A 16,443-nucleotide genomic window follows, 5' to 3' on the forward strand; every position below is an offset into this window, starting at 1 on the left:
TATATACCCATTATTTTATGTCCGCAACAATTTTAAATTCAAAATTATATGATTTAAATCATTAAAATTGATTGTTTTGTATTTTTTTTAAAGATAATTTCAGTATAATTTTCATAAATTGAGAGGAGTAATGATATGGCTTTGGATATTAAAGTCTATGCAAGAAAAGGCTGAGCGACTTGTGCCCGAACGAAAGAGTTTCTTTCAAAAAATGGATTTGCATATATAGAGCGAGATATACAAAATGACCAGGGAGCTCTACAAGAGTTGCGAGATTTAGGTTTTAGGGCCGTTCCCGTTACTGTAGTTGGAGAAACTGTAATAAACGGATTTAATCCAAGGCAATTATCAGAAGCATTGACTATTAATGTCGATATTGAAGCAAGAACTCCAAAAGAAACTTTGGCAATTCTTGAAAAAACTTTAGCCTCAGTTGAAAAAAATCTTCGATTAATGCCAGATGATAAATTAGACTGGACAGCCCCAGATCGTGATAGACCAATGCGTGAATTTGGATATCATATGTTTATGTTTACTGAAATCACTATGATTGGATTAGATTCTGGGAATTATCCACCTCGTTCAGATCTTACGGGTAGATCATATAATTCATTTAATGATATAGCCGACTATGGTAAAGGGGTGCTCGAAGGATTTAAATCAAAAGTTTCAGAATTAGACTTGGACAAATTAGCTCAAATTGGCCCACGTGGGGAAGATGATAGAAGTGTATCTGAAAGGCTTGATTTGGTTGCTGGGCATACAGTTCAACACCTGAGGCAATTGTATTTTGTATTAAGAGAATTTGGTATAGAACCTATTGATCCTATCGAAGATTCAGAATTTCCAACCGAGTATGTTCTAACAATTCTTTGGTAGTTTAAATACTAACTTCATAAACATTTCGGATAGGAGAGCTAGCAAAGAGTTTCTCGAATTTTGTAACTTGATCTTGATAAATTCCACTATTAAAAACTCTCTCTATAGATTCTTCAGAATCCCAAAAGCTATTAACTACGATCGTGTTATTTTTTTCATTTGTATATAAATGAAACTTTACAAAGCCATCCTGGCTTTCGATTATAGGTAAAACAGATTCCCTAAAAATAGATTTGATTTGTTTGAGTTTGTCTGGGAAAATTTCTATATGAGAAACTTGAACAAACATTATTAGTTTTCTTTAACCATTTTACGAAGAACATATTGGAGGACTCCTCCATGGTGATAATAGTCAACTTCGATATTCGCATCAATTCTTACTTTTACTTTAAATTGAGTTTTTGAGCCATCTGTTTTTGTTGCAGTAACATCAATTATTTTACCTGGAGTTAAGTTATCTGCTAGTCCATGTATATCTATAATTTCATTACCTTCTAAATTTAGAGATTCTTTATTCTCTCCGTCCAAATATTGCAGAGGTATTACACCCATTCCTATTAGATTACTTCGATGAATTCTTTCATATGTTTCGGCTATCACAGCTCTTACACCTAGCAAAAAGGGCCCTTTTGCAGCCCAGTCTCTAGAACTCCCAGAACCGTATTCTTTTCCTGCGAGCACGACCAAAGGAGTATTTTCAGATTTATAACGTTGAGCAGCTTCGAATAAAGAAACAACCTCTCCTGTAGGGAAATGGGTTGTGTACCCGCCTTCTTTATCAGGTGCTAAACCGTTCCTTAGTCGTATATTTGCAAAAGTGCCTGGAACCATAACCGCATAATTCCCACGTCTTGAACCATAACTATTAAAGTCTTTTTGTGATACTTCTTTATCTTGTAAGTATTCAGCAGCAGGACTGGAAATGGAGATTCCACCTGCAGGAGATATATGGTCTGTTGTAATTGAGTCACCAAGGACAGCAAATACTCTTGCGTTACTAATATCAGTTATATCATCAGGTTCCAAAGATATATCTTCAAAAATTGGAAATTCTTGAATGTATGTTGATGTGGGGTCCCAATTGTATAAATTACCTGTAGGCACCGGAAGATTTTGCCATCTAGTATCACCTTCAAAGGCTGAGCTATATCGTTTGATAAACATGTCAGCATTCAGTGCTTTATTCATAGTGTCGCGAACTTCTTCATGTGATGGCCAAATATCTTTTAGATAAATTGGTTGTTCTTTGCTATTGTATCCTACGGGTTCATTTTCCAGATCTATGTTAACGGTACCTGCTAAAGCGTATGAAACAACTAGCATAGGTGAAGCTAAGAAGCTAGCTTTAACCTGCTGGTGTACTCTACCTTCAAAGTTTCTATTTCCGCTAAGAACTGCTGAAACCACAAGATCTTCTTCATCAACTGCATTTCCAACTGACTCAATTAGAGGTCCACTATTTCCAATGCATGTTGTACATCCATGGCCAACAATGTTAAAACCCAAATCATCCAGATATGTTTGGAGTCCAGCAGCTTCTAAGTAATCGTCAACTACTTGTGAGCCTGGCGCTAAACTTGATTTTACCCATGGTTTTTTAGTTAGCCCGAGTTCAATAGCTTTTTTTGCAATCAACCCTGCACCAATCATGACTGAAGGATTAGAAGTATTCGTACAACTTGTAATAGCTGCTATGGCAATTGAACCATGATCAATATAAGAGCTTTCTCCATCAATATCTATTTTTACACCCTCTACACTACTTTTTACACCGAAGTCAGTTTTGGGGTCAGTAGTTTCTTTCCCATATAATTCTTTCATGGATGTATGGAATCTTTCTTTTAATCCATTTACAGTAACTTTGTCCTGTGGCCTACGCGGACCCGCTAGGCTTGGTTCAACAGTAGATAGATCTAATAATAATGATTTTGTGTATTTGGGATCAGGATCCCCAGGAGAATAAAAAAGACTTTGCTTTTTGGTATATTTAGTCACTAGTTCAATTTGTTCTTTGGACCGTCCTGTTAATTCTAGATATTTAATGGTTTCGTTGTTTACAGGGAATAATGCAGCTGTTGCACCATATTCTGGACACATGTTTGATATTGTTGCTTTATCAGCTAAAGGTAATTTATCAATACCTTCTCCATAAAATTCAACAAATTTCCCTACTACTCCTTCTTTACGTAGCATTTCTGTAATTGTTAATACCAAGTCGGTTGCAGTTACTCCTGTTTGAAGTTCACCGGTAAGTTTAACACCAATAACTTCTTGCATTAGCATGTAATATGGTTGCCCAACCAATACAACCTCTGCTTCAATGCCTCCAACACCCCAAGCTAGAACACCAAGTCCATCTACCATAGTAGTATGGGAATCCATACCAACTGCAGTGTCAGGGAAGGCAATAATTTCCCCATCAACAGTTTTTGTTGATACTACATTTGATAAAAATTCTAAATTAACTTGATGACATATTCCAACTCCAGGAGGTATTACCCGGGTGTTTTCAAAAGCATTTTGTGCCCATTTTAGAAGAGAGTATCTTTCATGATTTCTCTCAAATTCTTTTTCAGCATTCAGTGCAAAAGATGTATTAGTTCCAAAAAAGTCGATTTGTACCGAGTGATCAATAACTAAATCTAATGGAACAATGGGGTTCACAATTTTAGGGTTTCCTCCCATACGTTCTACAGCAGATCTCATACTGGCTAAATCAACAACAGCAGGTACCCCCGTGAAATCTTGGCTTAATACTCTTGAAGGCATATAAGGAATTTCTTGTTCTGGCAATTTGGATGGCGACCAACTTAAGACAGTATTAAGGTCGTTTTCAGTTACGACTTCACCATCCATGTTTCTGACTATATTTTCTAAGATTATACGGATAGTAAACGGAAGATCTTGTAGATTGATTTTGTATTTTTTACAAATTTTTTCTAAGCTATAGTAATTGATTGTACCTAAATCCGTTGTAAAATTTGATTTAGCTTTATCGGCAATACTGTTGCTCATTTCAAATCACCTCTTCTAATATACATTTGTTTCAATAATTGATTTATCTGTTTAGCGAAATTAATCGTAAAATGAAAACATAATATATTCAACTAGTAAACCTGTTTAAATAGTTTATCTTGAATATGTATAATAAATAAACGAGTTTTTTTTTGAAATAGATCCACCTAATTAGGTAGAAAATTAATGGTTAATATAAAATTATTAAAACAATTAGATACAGTACTCGAAACCAGACAACGGACTCTAATTATGGGTGTTATTAATTTGTCATTAGATTCCTTTTCTAAAGACGGTACCCAAGAACTAGATATTATAAACAGAAAGTGTGAATCTTTTATAAAACATGAAGTTGATATAATAGATATAGGAGCTCAATCTTCACGTCCATTATTAACTGCAACTTATGAATCACAAACATTTGGTGAAAAGTGGGGGGGTAACCCTAATAAAATTAATTCTCAAAAAGAAATTGATATCTTATTGCCTGTTTTGGATTCAATTAACAAAAATTTTGATGTTCTCGTAAGTGTAGATACATATCGTTCTGATGTAGCATATGCATCCTTTTTAAATGGAGCATCTATAATCAATGATATTTCCGGATTGAATGCTGATCCAAAATTAGCCGAGATAATTGCAGACTATAAGGGTAAATTGATAATTATGCATAATCAGGATAATAACGATTATAAGAATATGATCTCTGAAATTAAACAGAGTTTAATTAGAAGTACTGAAATTGCCATAAAATCTGGAATAAAGAAAAAAAACATTATTCTAGATCCAGGTTTTGGTTTTGGAAAAAATATAGAACAAAACCTTTGTTTATTAAATAATCTTGATAGCTTTTTAGAATTAGATTACCCATTGTTGGTTGGAACATCAAGAAAATCATTTATTGGAGCTGTTATAAATGCACCAATAAATAGGAGAGTAGAAGGAACTGCTGCAACAGTATCCATATCAATAACTAAAGGTGCTGATATGGTACGGGTACACGATGTAGAGCAGATATCCAAAATTGTTAAAATGACAGATGCAGTTATTCGTGGGAGTCATTAATGAACCAAGACCGTATTTATTTTTCCTTAGGATCTAATCTTGGTGATCGAAAATATAATCTACAGCATGCCTTAATGCATTTGAATTCTAAATTAGAAATAGATCTGATTTCATCTGTATATGAAACAACTCCACAAGGTTTCATAGATCAGTTTAATTTTTATAATTTGGTTTGTAGTTCAATAAGTAAAATAAATGCGCATAAATTACTTCGCTTTTGTCAAGAAATTGAAATCCATTGCGGTAGAAAACCCAATTTTATAAATGGACCAAGAACTGTTGATATAGATATTATTTCCTACGGTCAGCGTATTCTTGCAAAAGAAGAACTAGTAATTCCTCACCCAAGAATGCATTCACGATTATTTGTATTAATACCTCTTTCAGAAATTAATCCACATTGGGAACACCCAGAATTAGAAATAATGATTGATAAATTAATTGAATCTAATACAAATCAAGGTCAGATATTGAACATAGGAAAATTGGAATAGTTTCAGATCATTTTAATTCATTAGGGAGAAGATTAGGAATTGAGTCTTCAATTGTATATATTTCTTTACACTTTCCGTTTTCACAATGCAATTTACCAGATATGACATCATCATCTTTTTCTAATACTACTTCTAAAGATAAATCACTTTTACAAGTTGGGCATACTAGCATATCAGTAAGATATTTTTTCAATTAACACTCCTATATATTTTGTAAATTCGCTAAAGTTTCGGAAACATAAATAATACCTATTCCTAGTATTACTAATAGTCTATCACGAGAAAAAAAATCTTTTAACATTTGATTTTTTGTCATAGATTCTTCTGTAAAGTAATTTTTTGAACTTTTTTTAAACCATATTAAAAAAGTCACCCAGGCTACTAAGGCTAGTTTGAATCCTAGTAACGATCCGTAAATTACTGTTGCATCATTAGAGGTTAGTTTATTTACTGTTAATATCACACCACTAAGTAATAATATCCATATACATAAATCAACAATTTGTTTAAAATTTGAACCTAGGATCCCTTTTATGAATTTATTTTCATTTTTTAGTGATTGATTGACTACAAGTAAAAAAAATAAACTTCCGCCTACCCATATGGTAGAAGCTGTTATATGGATTAATTTTATTAATAAAAAGAAAAATCCAAATCCTGTAATGTTATCCATTATGTCTCAATCTCCTTTGAAATCCATTCTTGGAGAGTTTCCTCATTAATGTATCCAATTTTTTTTTCTTGAATTATCCCTTTTTTATCAATAAATATTGTCACAGGTAATCCTGTAATTTCATAAAGGTCGTTGATCTCACCATTAGGGTCTGGTCCAGTTTCAAAAGATATATTAAGTCTATTTATGAAGTTAATTGCATCTTCTGGAAGATCAAAAGAGTTTATTCCAAATATTATCAATTCATCCTTTGCATATTTTTCTCTCATTTTTTGTATATGAGGAAATTCTACTTCACATGGAACACACCATGATGCCCAAAAGTTTATTAATATTGGTGTGCCAATATTTGCTTTTAACTCAAAAGTTTCGTCCATACTAGGAAAAATTTTTGCTTGAAAATCTGGTGCTCTTTTTGTACGTTCTTGCATGATAAATACAATCGAAACTACTGTAATAATAACCAATAAAAATAGTATTATTTCAGATTTGTAATGGGATATTTTAGGAAGAGTATTTTCTTCGTCCATTAATTATCTAATCGTACTTTCATATTTTCATTAAGAAGAGATTCAACTATATTACCATTAATGATATGTTCTTCCACAATTTGTTCAACATCGTTATCATCAGCAATATACCAGGTTCCCTGATTATTTTTTCCATAAATAAGTATACTGGCTTGCTCCATTTCACACAGTCCGTGTTGACTTGTACAACCAACACTAGAAACATAAACCTCAGAACTCAAATCATTTGCAGCCAATACTTCTGCAAATTTTTTTTTGACATTACCTCCGCCTTTGTTTCCACATCTTCGACCATCGTCTCTTACGACATCACAAACTAGTACATGTTGCTTATATTCTGGCATAATGCTTCTCCAATCTTTTGTTAGTTTTTAGCTATCATTTTCATTTGCTTGAATTAGTTTATCTAGTGACTCCATTAATTCATTTTTTTTCTTAGTGTCAAGATTTATTGAATTCATATAAACATCTAAAGCATCTCTATATGAAAGACCTCTACTTGCTTCAGCAGTTATTCTTGATCGACTGGCACGTTGGATATTTTTTGTTATTGAAGTAATATAGTGAGCTTGATGTAAGTTTTCTCTAATGGTGGATTCTTCAATCAAGGAAGAAAGGGTCTCAGATACATTTACTCTTACTCTGACCACAGCATTATCAACCTTTTTATTTTTTAGTAATTCAGCAATTTGTTTATTGGGGTCAGATTCATTAGTAATATCAATATCGATAGTGATAAATTCTCTAGCCGCAACAGGCTTGAAATTAAAATTTACCATTCTTGATCCGGGGTCTTTAGTATTATCCAACTCAATTTCACAAAACCCTTTATCTTCTTTTTCCTCAGAAAAGTCTACTCTTTGCAAACTGCCGGAATATACAACATGTGGATTTCTCGCTAGAATTTGATGTTTATGAATATGCCCTAAGGCAATATAGTCAAGTAAAGGGCTTGCTAAAGTTGAAGTTAAGATAGTGTGATCGCGTCCGAGCATCATACTTCGTTCTGTACCAACAGTTGCTCCTGCAACTGTTACATGGCCAACCAGAATTGCTGGAATGGAGGGGTCAAGTTTTTCAATTTCCCACATTATGCTTCGTGTTATTCTTTCTTCAAGGAGTTCTGTTATTTTGTCTATTGTTAAACTTTGAGTATCGCTGCGAGAGAGAAATTGGCTTCGTTTAATCCATGGTAGACCAATTACTTGGATTGGGCCTGATTTAGTTTGAATATTAGTTGTATCTAAACGATCTGAAACATGAACCATATTTTGATTAAATATAGGGAATACTTCTAACGCATTGGCCTTACCTTGTATTGCAGGTAAGTCATGATTACCTGCAACTAGATATGTTGGTATATTATTTTCTGCTAATTTTATGATTCTATTAGTAAATTCTTTTTGGTGTGTTTGTGAAGGATCTCTTATTTTATACGCATCTCCAGCAAAAACCACAAGATCTACATTCTGATTAATTGCATAGTCAATCATTTCATCATAGGTTTGTAAAAAGTCTAATAATCTAGTAGAAACTCCAGTTTGAGGATCTGGGAAGCCATGATTTTCAACACCAATATGTAGATCTGCAAAGTGTAATATTTTCATATTTAAAATAAAGTTTTTTGTATATGCTCTTGTAAGTTTTCAATTGGGATTCGAATTTGTTTCATTGTATCTCGATCTCTGATTGTAACTTGGTTATCCTTTTCAATTGTATCGAAGTCAACCGTTATACATAAAGGGGTACCAATTTCATCTTGTCTTCGGTATCGTCTACCAATACTTTGAGCATCATCATACTCACAACTATAGTTTTGGTTGAGCAGGGTGAAGATTTCTTTTGCTTTTGGTACTAATTTTTCATTTCTAGATAAGGGGAGTATAGCAATTTGGATAGGTGCAATTTGTGGCGACAGTTTTAAAACTGTACGTTTTTCTTTTCCGTCATTTATTTCTTCTTCTCTGTATGCATCAATTAAAAGAGTAAGAAATATTCTATCTACACCTACTGCAGGTTCAATAACGTAAGGGGTGTAATGCTCATTATTTTCTTGGTCAAAATAGTCTAATCTTACACCGCTATGATCCGTATGTGCTTTTAAATCAAAATCAGTTCGATTAGCTATTCCTTGTAATTCACCCCATCCCCATGGAAATAAATATTCAATATCTGAAGTTGCTTTTGAATAATGAGATAATTCATCGTGTTCATGTGCTCTTACTTGAATTTTATCTCTAGATATACCTAATTTATCGTACCATTCTAAACTGTAGTTTATCCATTTTTCGTGCCATTCTTCATCAGTTCCTGGTTTTACAAAAAACTCCATTTCCATTTGTTCAAATTCTCTGGTTCTAAAAAGAAAATTACCTACGGTTATTTCATTCCTAAAAGATTTTCCAATTTGGCCAATACCAAAAGGTATTTTTTTTCTAGTGGTAGTTTGTACATTTTGGAAATTAACAAATATTCCTTGAGCAGTCTCAGGTCGTAGATATGTTTGAGCTGCATCATCTTCAACAGGTCCCAAAAAGGTTTTAAACATCAAATTAAACTGTCTTGGAGCTGACAGAGGTTGATTGTCACATGCTGTATTTGGGCAAGTATCTTGATTTTCAAGATGATCTAAACGAAATCTTTGGTTGCATTTAACACATTCTACAAGAGGGTCGGAAAAGCCTTGCACATGACCTGAAGCTTCCCAAACAGAAGGAGCCATTAATATAGCAGAATCTAATCCAACAACATCTTCTCTTTGGCTAATGTAATGATTCCACCAACTTTCGCGAATATTTCTTTTTAATTCTATGCCTAAGGGGCCATAATCATATGTTGAGGCAAGTCCACCATAAATTTCACTAGATTGAAAAACAAATCCTCTTCTTTTAGCAAGTGATACTATGGTATCCATTTCAGTCATTATTCGCTTTTCCTTTCATAATTTATCATAATGTCTGCAAAGTATTATTTACATATTTAATATAGTATTGTTATTCTTTTAGTAATATCGTCTATATATGTTAACATGACGAGCAAAAAGCGGGGAGCTTTGTTATGAGTGAAAATTATTATAAACCTGAAATGTTGGCTGATACTGATTGGTTATTAGAAAATTTGGACAAGCCGAATATCAGAATTGTCGATTGTGATCCTCCAGATTCATTTTTTAGAGCGCATATACCAAATAGTGTTAACATTGGTAGCAATACTTTTGTTAAAAGTGCCAATTCTTCCCTTCATGTTATGGATGCTGAAGAGATAGAAGAATTTATGAGTAATTTAGGAATTAGTAGTGATACTACAGTCATTTGTTATGATGGTAGAAACTCACTAACAGCCACAAGATTTTGGTGGGTACTTAATTATTATGGGCATACAAATGCAAAAGTGTTAAATGGCGGGTGGATTAAATGGATTAGTGAAAGTAAACCCGTTTCTATAGTTCCTACTAAAGTTGATAAAACTAAATTTGTCGCAGAAAAAGATGATTCATTAATTGCGGATCATAACCGTGTTTTAGCAGCAATAAATAGTGATAGTGATATCATTTGGGACGCACGGACTATTGAAGAATATAATGGGCAAAATTCCAGAGGTAATAAAAATACTGGGCATGTACCCTCTTGTGTATATACGGAATGGATAGATTTAATAGATTCTAATAATATGTCATGTTTTAAATCGCCTTCGGATTTGGAAAAAATATTTGAATCACTTGGAGTTTCTAGAGAAAAACAGGTATTTACTTACTGACAGGGAGGTATACGTGCGGCGCACGTACTGTTTACATTAAAGTTAATGGGATTTGAAAAAGTTTCAAATTACGATGGTTCTATGGGTGAATGGGCTAATATGGAAGGCATGCCATTAGAATAATTTATTTCTATCATAGTTTTTAGATTAATATATGACGAGAGGTAAAAGTGTTTTCCAATTCAAAAGGTGTTGAAATAAAACGAATTGTTGTGCCTCCTTTTCCAGAAAACGTTTATATACTTTCTACGGATACATCTGAAGAATGTATAGTGATTGACCCTGGAGCAGAGGCAGATCGTATATCGTTTGAAGTAAATAAATTAGACAAAAAAATTCGTTATATACTTAATACACACGGTCATGGAGATCATACAGCTGCAGTTGCAAAATTAGTTGATACCACAAAAGCAGAATTTGCTTTGCATGAAGCTGATTTAGGAATTCTTAATAATGGTAGTGAATGGTTAGAACAAGTTATTCCTAATTATTTACCCGCACCATTTCCTGATTTTTATTTAACTCAAGATCAGTTGATACAATTAGGTGATTTAACCATAAAAATTATTCATACTCCTGGACACACTCCAGGAGGAGTTTGTTTCTTAGTTGATGATGTGATATTTAGTGGAGACACTCTTTTTAACGAAAGCATAGGTCGCTATGATTTACCTGGTGGAGATGGAGTTGTATTGCTGGAAAGTATACGAACAAAATTAATGGTTTTACCAGAAAATATGACTGTTCTGCCAGGTCATGGAAGTGAAACAACAATTTCTCATGAAAAACTTTATAATCCCTTCTTGCAAAATTAAAAGAGCTTCTCAATAATTGAGAAGCTCTTTTGTTATTCCTTCTATTAATTATTAAATAAATAATTGACCAAATACTAATGAAACCATAGCCATAAGTTTTATAAGAATATTGAGTGAAGGTCCACTTGTATCTTTGAAAGGATCGCCAACTGTATCTCCTACAACGGCGGCTTCGTGAGCTTCAGAACCTTTTCCTCCGTGGTTACCAAGTTCAACATATTTTTTTGCATTGTCCCAAGCCCCACCTGCATTTGCCATCGTAACTGCAAGTAAGAATCCAGAAGAAATAGATCCAAGTAGCATTCCTCCTAAAGCAGCCTTACCCATTAATGATCCAACAAGAATAGGTGCAATTACGGCCAACAACCCAGGTAAAACCATTTCTCTTAGTGATCCGCTTGTACTTATGTCTACAGCTTTTGCATAATCAGGCTTACCTGTTCCTTCCATTATTCCTGGGATTTCTCTAAATTGTCGCCTTACTTCTTGGATCATACTGTTTGCCGCTCTACCAACTGCTTGCATTGTCATAGAGGAAAAAACATAAGGTAATACAGAACCTATCAAAAGACCAACTAATACGATAGGTTCAAGTAAATCTAATGTAGATAATTTAACCAATTGAGCATAAGCTACCATTAAAGCTAAGGAAGTTAATACCGCAGAACCGATAGCAAAACCTTTACCTGTAGCTGCAGTTGTGTTTCCTAGAGCATCTAGTGCATCTGTACGCTCCCTTGTTTCTTCTGGTAAATGAGCTTGTTCAGCTATACCTCCAGCGTTATCAGCAACAGGCCCATAGGCATCAGTTGCTAAAGTAATTCCAAGAGTTGATAACATACCCACAGCTGCAAGTGCTATACCATAAATGCTAGCTAATTCATATGAAATAAGTATTCCAGCAACAATTGAGATTGTAGGTATCGCGGTACTTATCATTCCTAATCCCATTCCACCAATAATAACTGTTGCAGGTCCTGTAACTGCTTGTTCGGATAATTTTTTTGTTGGACTATATTCGTAAGCTGTATAATATTCAGTTGCAGTACCAATTATTTGGCCTACTATTATTCCTACTACAACAACCCAAACAAAATTCCATTTTGATTGATCTGCAGTTAATTCAAAATCTAAGTAGCTAACTGCAGCAACCGTACCAAGAATTACTAAACCTCCAGCAGTAAATATTCCAGTACGAAGAGCCCATAATAGTTTATTCATTGAGGCATTTTCTCCAGTTCGCACGAGGAAGGTTCCTATTATTGATGCTACTATTCCTATACTTGCTATTAATAGAGGTAAAATAAATTTTGGGCCATCATATTCTGATGTTTGAGTTGCAAATATAGCAGAAGTTGTTGCTAGGGCTATAGCTGCAATTATTGAACCAACATATGATTCGAACAAATCAGCACCCATACCAGCAACATCTCCAACATTATCTCCAACATTATCTGCTATAACTGCTGGATTTCTAGGATCATCTTCTGGTATCCCTTGTTCTACTTTACCAACAAGGTCAGCACCTACGTCAGCAGCTTTGGTATAAATACCACCACCAACTCTTGCAAAAAGTGCAATTGTTGATGCACCAAAACCAAAACCAGAAATAATTTGAGCATCTTTAAAAATCATATAGAGTAATGTCACGCCTGTAATACCTATACCAACTACAGTCATTCCCATAACAGAACCACTGTTAAAAGCAACTCGCAAACCTGGATTTAATCCTTTTGTCGCAGCAGTTGCTGTACGCATATTTGATTTTACTGCAATAACCATTCCAATAAAACCGGCTAAGGCAGAACCGATTGCTCCGGCTATATATGATATAGCTGTTGAAGGTAAACCTGAGTTATCTCCATCAATCTTGCTTAAAACATCGTAGTCGATAAAAACAGCAAGTATACCGGTTATAATTATGACGAAAACTGCGAGAAGTTTGTATTCTCTATTTAAAAAGGCCATTGCACCTTCATGTATTGCTGCTCCAATTTCTTGGACTCTTTCATTTCCTGCATCCTCAGAATTGACTTTGAATGCAAGATAAGCGGCAAACAATAAAGCTAAAGCGCCTGCACCTAATACTAATAACGGTAATAAGCTCATAAAAAATGCTCCTTAGTTCGTAAATATCATATTTTCATAAGTACATGAAAATTTTATACCGGAACGAAATTTACCATTCACACTGCACTAAGTCAATAGAACATATTAAAAAAAATAATATAAATTAACCTTTATGTACTGTAATGATTTGTAATCTTTCTAAATTCTTAGCAGAGGTGTTTTATTTCTGGTACACTATTGAGGTTCATTAGAAGAATTGAGTTAAATATATGCAATGGTTAAAAAGTAAAATACTGAAACATTTTGGCAATACCTTGCTAACAGGATCTCTGTTAGCAATACCTTTTGCGTTGACATATGTGATAGTTGATTTTTTGTTTCAATTTGTTGATGGGATACTAAACCCTGCAATAAATTTACTATATGACCGTTATGAATTAGAGAATGTACTTCCATTTAATATCTTCCCAGGTATTGGTGTCATTTCCGCGCTTTTGATTATTTATATTGTTGGGTTTTCTTTTTATACAGCAGCAGGAAGAAGTGCAGTACGTCTTATTCAAAAAACAATGTTAAATATTCCTGTTATTGGACCAATTTATTTGGCTTCAAGAAAACTCGTAGAATCTTTTTCAGGAAGTAAAGAAACAGGTTTTAAACGAGTAGTTCTAATTCAATTTCCACGTGAAGGATTTTGGTCTGTAGGTTTTTTAACTGGTATTACACAACCTTCAGATTTCGAAAGAAAAGCCGTTGTGTATGTCCCCACAGCGCCACTTCCTAATTCTGGGTTTGTAGTATTAGTTAATTTGGATGAAGTTTACGATACTGATCTCAAAGTAGCAGAAGCCGGTCAGTTTGTACTCTCTGGAGGAATTATATCTCCAGATCATATTACTACTGCTAGATTAGACCCAAATAAAGTTTATGAAGATCAAGCATAATTCATAGAGGGTTTTATATACTTAGTTGTGGGCATACCAACCAAGAGTTTGATTAGACAATGCATATTCTGTAATTTTTTCTTGTTTAGTTCCATCATCATTCATAATATAAGCAGCAAATGTACTCATTTCATTACCACCCTCTTGACTCGAAATAAAAGCTATTCTAGTTCCATCAGCTGACCAAACTGGATTTCTATCTGATTTATTTGAGTTAATAGTGAGCCTTGTTGTTTCTATGCTTTCAATATTAATAACATATATTTCGTCATTCTTTTCCGGATTATTTGCTGATGTAAAAGCGATTTGTTTTCCGCTTGGAGACCATGAATAACTAGTATTTGGACTTAAGTTTTTATTAAGTAATATTGGTTCATTTGACTCGCTTTTGTTACCAAGATCCATAACGTACAAATGGTTTACATTATTTGCTGGTTTTAGAAAAGCTAATTTTTCATTTTTCGGAGACCATTGTGGATCGAAATGTGTAGAGTCAGTTGTTCTTTTTAATTCATTTACACCTAGTGGATTTCTTTGAATAATTCCTTCATTATCATTTGAAGAGATTGCTATCCATTCTGAATCTCTAGACCAGTCATGGTAGTTATATCCTTCAAGTTTTAATATTTCTTCCATAGTACTAATGTCATAAATTCTTATTACATTTCCAGCATTAAAAGATATGTATTGAGCATTTGGAGACCATTGTAAATTTTTTATTGGTAATTCTTGATTAAGCCCCTCATAAATTATTAGTTCATCAAGTTTATCACGATGAACACTGGCTACGGTATTGGTATCCAATATAAACAATATTTGATCATAATTGGGCGACCAGGATGGAGAACTATTTGAATTTGGCGACATTATGTTTTTTAAATTATTACCATCTGAATCAACAATATATATAGTATCGCCTTGCGTGAATAAAATTTGCTCTTTTGATTCAATAAAGCAAGCAGAAAACATAACACTAATAATAGAAAGAAGTCCTAAAGTATAGATTATTCTTTGTTTATTGTTGGGCGTTTTTTGAATTCTATTTTCTTTCATAATGTACTATTTACTGCTTAACTGTAGACTTTTGACCAGAACCTATTACATTTTTGAATTGTGGCATAACTTCTTTGGCAAAAAGATTCATGGATTTCATCACTTTTTCATTATCCATTCTTCCGATTTTGAATACACAGTTTAAAGATGTAATACCAGTGGTATCGATCAGTTTTTGTATTTTCTTAGTACATGTTTCTGGATCTCCAAAGATCAACCATTCATCGTAAACTGTGTCTAGGTCAGGCTCGTTGTCTAAAATGGTTTCTATAGCTTTCCCTTTTTCTACAACCTGGGTATTAGCCCTTAAAGAGGTCACCAATCTATAATGCCACATTGCATTATTCAGTTCCTTGCGAGCTTCTTCTTCTGTCTCGGCGACAAAAATTTGTTTTTGAATAGCAAATTCTTGAGGCCATCCAGCACCACTTTCTTCTACAGCATTTTGAAAAACTTCCCAATTTTCTTTTACAGCTCCTGAAGGAGCACTTGAACCGCCAGTTATACATTTGTAGCCTTTTTGGACTACTTTTTTAATACTCTCTGGGCTTTGCGCTGCTATCCAAAAAGGAGGGTGTGGATTTTGTATTGTTCTTGGGAAAATTGCAGTCTCTGGGATTTTATAATACTTCCCATCGTATGTTATGGTATCTTCTTGTAATGCTTTGGATATAATTTCTAGACTTTCATCAAACATTTCTCGGTTTTCATTAATATCCACACCTAATCTATCAAACTCATACTCTTGATACCCTCGGCCAAAACCAATTTCAATTCGACCATTGGTTAATTGATCGGCCATAGCAATTTCCTCGGCTAATTTTACAGGATGATGTAAAGGTAAAACCAATACTGCAGTCCCAACTCTTATATTTTTTGTTCGTTCTGCGATTTTTATAGCCATCATAAGCGGGTAAGGTAAATAACCATAGCTTGAAAAATGGTGTTCAGCCAACCATACAGTATTAAATCCCAATTTATCTGCTAATTCTGCTTGTTCTATAGCATTATCATATACAGTAGGTGAGGGTTGGACATCAGGGGATTGTAAAAGTAAAAATACTCCAAATTGCATTTCCTATTCCTCCTGTTTGATTATCTTAATCTTCGGATGGTCAAATAATATCACATATTAATTTTTAAATGTAA

17 protein-coding genes are annotated in these 16,443 nt (G+C 33.8%); 6 read left to right on the forward strand and 11 right to left on the reverse strand.

Going from position 1 to position 16,443, the window contains the following annotated elements; genetic code table 11:
• Positions 1-267: 267 nt before the first annotated feature.
• Positions 268-879 carry a hypothetical protein gene (locus tag FI695_02830; protein ID MQG50894.1) on the forward strand — a complete coding sequence of 204 codons (612 nt, stop codon included), beginning with the start codon at positions 268-270 and terminating at the stop codon, positions 877-879.
• Position 880: 1 nt separating this feature from the next.
• On the opposite strand, the gene FI695_02835 is transcribed toward FI695_02830, so the two are convergent.
• Both FI695_02835 and acnA read right to left on the reverse strand, forming a co-directional pair.
• Positions 881-1,168, reverse strand: a complete 288-nt coding sequence (locus FI695_02835) for an antibiotic biosynthesis monooxygenase (GenBank protein ID MQG50895.1) — start codon at positions 1,166-1,168, stop codon at positions 881-883.
• A 2-nt stretch (positions 1,169-1,170) separates the two neighbouring features.
• Entirely contained in the window at positions 1,171-3,894 is a 2,724-nt protein-coding gene (gene acnA, locus FI695_02840) for an aconitate hydratase AcnA (GenBank protein ID MQG50896.1), read from the reverse strand.
• Positions 3,895-4,080: 186 nt separating this feature from the next.
• On the opposite strand from acnA, the gene folP reads away from it, so the two are divergent.
• Together folP and folK are read left to right on the forward strand one after the other, a co-directional pair.
• Positions 4,081-4,959, forward strand: coding sequence for a dihydropteroate synthase (folP, locus tag FI695_02845; protein ID MQG50897.1), 879 nt, complete (start codon positions 4,081-4,083; stop codon positions 4,957-4,959).
• Positions 4,959-5,453 (forward strand): 2-amino-4-hydroxy-6-hydroxymethyldihydropteridine diphosphokinase, encoded by a 495-nt coding sequence (gene folK / locus FI695_02850; GenBank protein MQG50898.1) that lies wholly within the window; start codon positions 4,959-4,961, stop codon positions 5,451-5,453. Before folP ends, folK begins: the two co-directional genes overlap by 1 nt.
• A gap of 7 nt (positions 5,454-5,460) precedes the next feature.
• Here folK and FI695_02855 read toward each other — a convergent pair whose 3' ends face one another.
• Genes FI695_02855 through FI695_02880 form a run of 6 tightly spaced genes read right to left on the reverse strand, consistent with a single transcriptional unit; the run spans position 5,461 to position 9,570 of the window.
• Positions 5,461-5,646, reverse strand: a complete 186-nt coding sequence (locus tag FI695_02855; GenBank protein ID MQG50899.1) for a Trm112 family protein — start codon at positions 5,644-5,646, stop codon at positions 5,461-5,463.
• Positions 5,647-5,655: 9 nt separating this feature from the next.
• On the reverse strand, positions 5,656-6,126 hold the full coding sequence (locus FI695_02860; GenBank protein ID MQG50900.1) for a hypothetical protein: 471 nt from the start codon (positions 6,124-6,126) through the stop codon (positions 5,656-5,658).
• Complete coding sequence (locus tag FI695_02865; GenBank protein ID MQG50901.1) at positions 6,126-6,656, reverse strand: TlpA family protein disulfide reductase; 531 nt, start codon at positions 6,654-6,656, stop codon at positions 6,126-6,128. Before FI695_02865 ends, FI695_02860 begins: the two co-directional genes overlap by 1 nt.
• Complete coding sequence (locus FI695_02870) at positions 6,656-7,000, reverse strand: (2Fe-2S) ferredoxin domain-containing protein (protein ID MQG50902.1); 345 nt, start codon at positions 6,998-7,000, stop codon at positions 6,656-6,658. Before FI695_02870 ends, FI695_02865 begins: the two co-directional genes overlap by 1 nt.
• A 27-nt stretch (positions 7,001-7,027) precedes the next feature.
• Positions 7,028-8,263, reverse strand: coding sequence for an exonuclease subunit SbcD (gene sbcD, locus FI695_02875; GenBank protein MQG50903.1), 1,236 nt, complete (start codon positions 8,261-8,263; stop codon positions 7,028-7,030).
• Positions 8,264-8,265: 2 nt separating this feature from the next.
• Positions 8,266-9,570 (reverse strand): glycine--tRNA ligase, encoded by a 1,305-nt coding sequence (locus FI695_02880; GenBank protein ID MQG50904.1) that lies wholly within the window; start codon positions 9,568-9,570, stop codon positions 8,266-8,268.
• Between the two features lie 143 nt (positions 9,571-9,713).
• Here FI695_02880 and FI695_02885 point away from each other — a divergent pair, with 143 nt between their 5' ends.
• Together FI695_02885 and FI695_02890 are read left to right on the forward strand one after the other, a co-directional pair.
• Complete coding sequence (locus tag FI695_02885; GenBank protein ID MQG50905.1) at positions 9,714-10,412, forward strand: sulfurtransferase; 699 nt, start codon at positions 9,714-9,716, stop codon at positions 10,410-10,412.
• A 170-nt stretch (positions 10,413-10,582) separates the two neighbouring features.
• Positions 10,583-11,227, forward strand: coding sequence for an MBL fold metallo-hydrolase (locus FI695_02890; GenBank protein MQG50906.1), 645 nt, complete (start codon positions 10,583-10,585; stop codon positions 11,225-11,227).
• A 51-nt stretch (positions 11,228-11,278) separates the two neighbouring features.
• Here the strand turns inward: FI695_02890 and FI695_02895 are convergent, their stop codons facing one another.
• Complete coding sequence (locus FI695_02895; protein MQG50907.1) at positions 11,279-13,336, reverse strand: sodium-translocating pyrophosphatase; 2,058 nt, start codon at positions 13,334-13,336, stop codon at positions 11,279-11,281.
• 230 nt (positions 13,337-13,566) lie between these two features.
• On the opposite strand from FI695_02895, the gene FI695_02900 reads away from it, so the two are divergent.
• The gene (locus FI695_02900) at positions 13,567-14,241 is read left to right on the forward strand and encodes a DUF502 domain-containing protein (GenBank protein MQG50908.1); all 675 of its coding nucleotides are present in this window, start codon (positions 13,567-13,569) and stop codon (positions 14,239-14,241) included.
• 21 nt (positions 14,242-14,262) lie between these two features.
• Here the strand turns inward: FI695_02900 and FI695_02905 are convergent, their stop codons facing one another.
• Together FI695_02905 and FI695_02910 are read right to left on the reverse strand one after the other, a co-directional pair.
• A complete protein-coding gene (locus tag FI695_02905) occupies positions 14,263-15,294 on the reverse strand; it encodes a hypothetical protein (GenBank protein ID MQG50909.1) in 1,032 nt (343 codons plus the stop codon).
• 10 nt (positions 15,295-15,304) lie between these two features.
• The gene (locus tag FI695_02910) at positions 15,305-16,369 is read right to left on the reverse strand and encodes an LLM class flavin-dependent oxidoreductase (protein ID MQG50910.1); all 1,065 of its coding nucleotides are present in this window, start codon (positions 16,367-16,369) and stop codon (positions 15,305-15,307) included.
• Positions 16,370-16,443 lie beyond the last annotated feature (74 nt).

The organism is SAR202 cluster bacterium (assembly GCA_009392515.1).
Classification (GTDB): domain Bacteria; phylum Chloroflexota; class Dehalococcoidia; order Lucifugimonadales; family UBA6952; genus UBA6952.

What these genes read in the sequence shown, in the direction of transcription:
- FI695_02880 (MQG50904.1), bottom strand. Translation starts at nt 9,570, where the DNA reads ATGGATACCATAGTATCACTTGCTAAAAGAAGAGGATTTGTTTTTCAA.
- FI695_02910 (MQG50910.1), bottom strand. Translation starts at nt 16,369, where the DNA reads ATGCAATTTGGAGTATTTTTACTTTTACAATCCCCTGATGTCCAACCC.
- FI695_02885 (MQG50905.1), top strand. Translation starts at nt 9,714, where the DNA reads ATGAGTGAAAATTATTATAAACCTGAAATGTTGGCTGATACTGATTGG.
- FI695_02860 (MQG50900.1), bottom strand. Translation starts at nt 6,126, where the DNA reads ATGGATAACATTACAGGATTTGGATTTTTCTTTTTATTAATAAAATTA.
- sbcD (MQG50903.1), bottom strand. Translation starts at nt 8,263, where the DNA reads ATGAAAATATTACACTTTGCAGATCTACATATTGGTGTTGAAAATCAT.
- FI695_02905 (MQG50909.1), bottom strand. Translation starts at nt 15,294, where the DNA reads ATGAAAGAAAATAGAATTCAAAAAACGCCCAACAATAAACAAAGAATA.
- FI695_02835 (MQG50895.1), bottom strand. Translation starts at nt 1,168, where the DNA reads ATGTTTGTTCAAGTTTCTCATATAGAAATTTTCCCAGACAAACTCAAA.
- acnA (MQG50896.1), bottom strand. Translation starts at nt 3,894, where the DNA reads ATGAGCAACAGTATTGCCGATAAAGCTAAATCAAATTTTACAACGGAT.
- folP (MQG50897.1), top strand. Translation starts at nt 4,081, where the DNA reads ATGGTTAATATAAAATTATTAAAACAATTAGATACAGTACTCGAAACC.
- FI695_02870 (MQG50902.1), bottom strand. Translation starts at nt 7,000, where the DNA reads ATGCCAGAATATAAGCAACATGTACTAGTTTGTGATGTCGTAAGAGAC.
- FI695_02900 (MQG50908.1), top strand. Translation starts at nt 13,567, where the DNA reads ATGCAATGGTTAAAAAGTAAAATACTGAAACATTTTGGCAATACCTTG.
- FI695_02865 (MQG50901.1), bottom strand. Translation starts at nt 6,656, where the DNA reads ATGGACGAAGAAAATACTCTTCCTAAAATATCCCATTACAAATCTGAA.
- FI695_02895 (MQG50907.1), bottom strand. Translation starts at nt 13,336, where the DNA reads ATGAGCTTATTACCGTTATTAGTATTAGGTGCAGGCGCTTTAGCTTTA.
- folK (MQG50898.1), top strand. Translation starts at nt 4,959, where the DNA reads ATGAACCAAGACCGTATTTATTTTTCCTTAGGATCTAATCTTGGTGAT.